Source organism: Flavobacterium lacisediminis (genome assembly GCF_025909975.1).
In the GTDB taxonomy this organism is placed as follows: Bacteria; Bacteroidota; Bacteroidia; order Flavobacteriales; family Flavobacteriaceae; genus Flavobacterium; species Flavobacterium lacisediminis.
On sequence record NZ_JAPCIO010000020.1, the window covers coordinates 1,915 to 5,229 of the forward strand.

The following is a 3,315-nucleotide window of genomic DNA, read 5'->3' on the forward strand; positions in this document are numbered from 1 at the left end:
GGTCATCGGTTCGACTCCGATATTCTCCACAGTTCCGAGAGGAAAAAAGTTCATTGACATATTGAGATAAAAATATTTAAAAAGTAGAAAGTACAATAGGTGTGTATTTATACACATTTATAAAGAAAGTCCTATTTTTATTTATAAAAATAGGCGGCACATAAGCAAAATAAGGGCGTATGGGGGATGCCTTGGCTCTCAGAGGCGATGAAGGACGTGATAAGCTGCGAAAAGCTACGGGGATTGGCACACACGAATTGATCCGTAGATATCCGAATGGGGCAACCCAATGCATTGAAGATGCATTACCCGATAGGGGGCAAACCCGCTGAACTGAAACATCTAAGTAGGCGGAGGAGAAGAAAACAAAAGTGATTCCGTAAGTAGTGGCGAGCGAACGCGGATTAGCCCAAACCAATGTTGTTACGGCAATGTTGGGGTTGTAGGACCACGACATTCTATGCGGATTGAACCGGAATTACCTGGAAAGGTAAACCAGAGAGGGTGATAGTCCTGTATGGGTAAGAGAAGATATAGATAGTGGTATCCTGAGTAGCGCGGGGCACGTGAAACCCTGTGTGAATTTGGCGGGACCATCCGCTAAGGCTAAATACTCCTGAGAGACCGATAGTGAACCAGTACCGTGAGGGAAAGGTGAAAAGAACCGTGAATAACGGAGTGAAATAGATCCTGAAACCATACGCTTACAAGCGGTCGGAGCCCTTTCGTGGGGTGACGGCGTGCCTTTTGCATAATGAGCCTACGAGTTACCGTTGCTGGCAAGGATAAGTACTTCAGGTATGGATCCGTAGCGAAAGCGAGTCTGAATAGGGCGCTTTAGTCAGTAATGGTAGACGCGAAACCGTGTGATCTACCCATGGGCAGGATGAAGCTGTGGTAACACATAGTGGAGGTCCGAACCGGTTGACGTTGAAAAGTCTTCGGATGACCTGTGGGTAGGGGTGAAAGGCCAATCAAACTCGGAAATAGCTCGTACTCCCCGAAATGCATTTAGGTGCAGCGCTGGGTATAAGTTATATAGAGGTAGAGCTACTGATTGGATGCGGGGGCTTCACCGCCTACCAATTCCTGACAAACTCCGAATGCTATATAATGTTTACCAGCAGTGAGGGCATGGGTGCTAAGGTCCATGTCCGAGAGGGAAAGAACCCAGACCATCAGCTAAGGTCCCCAAATATATGCTAAGTTGAAATAACGAGGTTTGTCTGCCCAGACAGCTAGGATGTTGGCTTGGAAGCAGCCATTCATTTAAAGAGTGCGTAACAGCTCACTAGTCGAGCGGACGAGCATGGATAATAATCGGGCATAAGCATATTACCGAAGCTATGGATTTTACGTAAGTAAAGTGGTAGGGGAGCATTCTAAACTGGGTCGAAGGTGTGATGTGAGTCATGCTGGACTGTTTAGAAAAGAAAATGTAGGCATAAGTAACGATAATGCGGGCGAGAAACCCGCACACCGAAAAACTAAGGTTTCCGCAGCTATGCTAATCAGCTGCGGGTTAGTCGGGTCCTAAGGCGAACCCGAAAGGGACAGTCGATGGCCAACGGGTTAATATTCCCGTACTACTTATAATTGTGATGGAGAGACGCAGTGGTGAAAGTACCGCGAACTGACGGAATAGTTCGTTAAAGCACTTAGCTATAGGCCCGGTAGGCAAATCCGCTGGGACTGGTGAAATGCGATAGTACACGGAGTCTTCGGACAAAGTGATAGTGTACCTAAAGGCTGCCAAGAAAATCTTCTAAACTTAGATTATAAGTACCCGTACCGTAAACCGACACAGGTAGTTGAGGAGAGAATCCTAAGGTGCTCGAGAGATTCATGGCTAAGGAATTAGGCAAAATAGACCTGTAACTTCGGGAGAAAGGTCGCCAGCAGCAATGCTGGCCGCAGTGAAAAGATCCAGGCGACTGTTTATCAAAAACACAGGGCTCTGCAAAATCGTAAGATGAAGTATAGGGCCTGACACCTGCCCGGTGCTTGAAGGTTAAGTGGAGATGTTATCTTCGGAGAAGCATTGAAATGAAGCCCAAGTAAACGGCGGCCGTAACTATAACGGTCCTAAGGTAGCGAAATTCCTTGTCGGGTAAGTTCCGACCTGCACGAATGGTGTAACGATCTGGATACTGTCTCAGCCATGAGCTCGGTGAAATTGTAGTAGCGGTGAAGATGCCGCTTACCCGCAGTGGGACGAAAAGACCCTGTGCACCTTTACTATAGCTTAATATTGACCTTGGACACGTGATGTGTAGGATAGGTGGGAGACTGTGAAGTGGCGTCGCTAGGCGTTGTGGAGTCATTGTTGAAATACCACCCTTTGCTTGTCTGAGGCCTAACCCCGCGCTGCGGGGGACATTGTTTGGTGGGTAGTTTGACTGGGGTGGTCGCCTCCAAAAGAGTAACGGAGGCTTCTAAAGGTTCCCTCAGCACGCTTGGTAACCGTGCGTAGAGTGCAATGGCATAAGGGAGCTTGACTGAGAGACATACAGGTCGATCAGGTACGAAAGTAGAGCATAGTGATCCGGTGGTTCCGCATGGAAGGGCCATCGCTCAAAGGATAAAAGGTACGCCGGGGATAACAGGCTGATCTCCCCCAAGAGCTCATATCGACGGGGGGGTTTGGCACCTCGATGTCGGCTCGTCACATCCTGGGGCTGGAGAAGGTCCCAAGGGTTGGGCTGTTCGCCCATTAAAGTGGCACGCGAGCTGGGTTCAGAACGTCGTGAGACAGTTCGGTCTCTATCTACTGTGGGCGTTAGAAATTTGAGTGGATCTGATTCTAGTACGAGAGGACCGAATTGGACTAACCGCTGGTGTATCTGTTGTTCCGCCAGGAGCACTGCAGAGTAGCTACGTTGGGAAGGGATAAGCGCTGAAAGCATATAAGCGCGAAACCCACCACAAGATGAGATTTCTTTTAAGGGTCGTGGAAGATGACCACGTTGATAGGCTATAGATGTAAAGGCAGTAATGTCATAGTCGAGTAGTACTAATAACCCGTTAGCTTATGTATAAATCTGCGCCTTCGGGCGCAGAGAAACTTTCTTGCCTTCGAGTAACCTCAGGCAGCTTTTTAATTTATTTATCTCAGTATGTTAAGATATTGTCCAATTGATAATTATCGTAAGGTAATTAACGTTGGAAAAAATTGCCCAAAGCAATTATAACCTCTTAAGGTGGTTATTGCGTCGGGGCTCACCTCTTCCCATTCCGAACAGAGAAGTTAAGCCCGATTGCGCAGATGGTACTGCAGTTATGTGGGAGAGTATGTCGCCGCCTTTCTTTTGAAAA

The 3,315-nt window shown here is 47.7% G+C and carries 1 tRNA gene and 2 rRNA genes (1 of these 3 only partly in view); all 3 read left to right on the top strand.

The window, feature by feature from the left end:
- A tRNA-Ala gene (locus tag OJ995_RS13450) sits at nucleotides 1-29 on the top strand (it extends 71 nt beyond the left edge of the window).
- A gap of 129 nt (nucleotides 30-158) precedes the next feature.
- Nucleotides 159-3,037, top strand: a 23S ribosomal RNA gene (locus tag OJ995_RS13455).
- Between the two features lie 159 nt (nucleotides 3,038-3,196).
- Nucleotides 3,197-3,306 (top strand): 5S ribosomal RNA (gene rrf / locus OJ995_RS13460).
- Nucleotides 3,307-3,315: the final 9 nt, after the last annotated feature.